This window comes from uncultured Leptotrichia sp. (assembly GCF_938036635.1).
In the GTDB taxonomy this organism is placed as follows: Bacteria; Fusobacteriota; Fusobacteriia; order Fusobacteriales; family Leptotrichiaceae; genus Leptotrichia; species Leptotrichia hongkongensis.
In genome coordinates this window covers 1-1,087 of record NZ_CALHQO010000027.1, presented here as the reverse complement: position 1 = coordinate 1,087, position 1,087 = coordinate 1, and the positions used below count along the sequence as shown (strand labels likewise).

At 30.1% G+C, this 1,087-nt stretch carries 1 protein-coding gene; it reads right to left on the bottom strand.

All coding sequences use genetic code 11. The features are described from left to right. The coding region (locus Q0370_RS00405; RefSeq protein WP_299570563.1) for a hypothetical protein at positions 1-1,072 on the bottom strand (1,072 nt) is incomplete at its 3' end. Positions 1,073-1,087 lie beyond the last annotated feature (15 nt).

Sequence of the window (1,087 nt, the reverse complement as noted above, 5' to 3'; positions counted from 1 at the left end):
CTATTTCAGGAATGCTGTAATATTTTTCATAGTTATTTTTATCATTCAATTCATTATCATCATATGAAATGATATTGCCATTTTTATCTAAAATAATGTTTTTTACTGTAACCGCTAAAATTTCTTCTCCAGCAGAAACAGAGCCGTAAAAATATTTTAAAGTCAAGTGTCCACTATCGTCTTTTTTGTAATAAATATTTGGCAATGCTGAGTATGTAGACAAATCAACGACATTATAGAAAGCCATGTTGTCATAGGTATGTTCGAGTCTAGCTTGAGAAAGTTTTGTTACAAATGCCTTTAAATTTTTTACTTCATTAACTTCTTTTGCGATTTTTGGAAGATTTTCTATTTTTATTTTTACTTTTGTATTTTTAGGACGGATTTTTAATTTTTTGGCTAAATCCTTATTATATGTAAAATTCACTGTTACTGTGTCTCCATTTTTAAACTGCTTGTCTTTAGGATAGTCAATGCTAATTTCTCCATTATCTAGAAATTCCATTTCTTTTTGTGCTTTCTTATTATTATTCGCTTCCTCTTTTATCTTGTAATAGTAGTCGTATTTTGTCTCCCATGATATTGAGGCATTTTCTGAATCTCCAGTGACTCTGACAGCATAAGCTTTGCTAAAATCGACATTATCTAAAAATATATAATTCACGCCAATATTGTAAAGTACCAATGCTCCTACGATTACAGCCGCTATAATTCCAATTTTTTTCTTTTGTCCTGAATCCATCTTGTTGTATTTTTCTTTGGCAGTTTGGATTCCTGCTTGTACATCCGCCATTTCAAAGTCCTTGCTTTTAAATGCCTTGAAATAGTTTGTTGTTGTAGAAATAACTGCTAGAATTAGGAACAGCACTGAAAAGAATATCCATAGTTTCGGATTTGGATTTGGTATTTCCTGCTGATTGCTCATCATTGACATTCCAGCTGCAAGTGGATTTTTTACTATATTCATATATTTATCCACTTTTATAATTTCCAAAATTCCGATTAATGCGACTCCAACTGCTGATAAATAATTTATTTTTGTAAAATTGCTTGTCAAATTTTCCTTTTTCATTTTTAAATATGACAG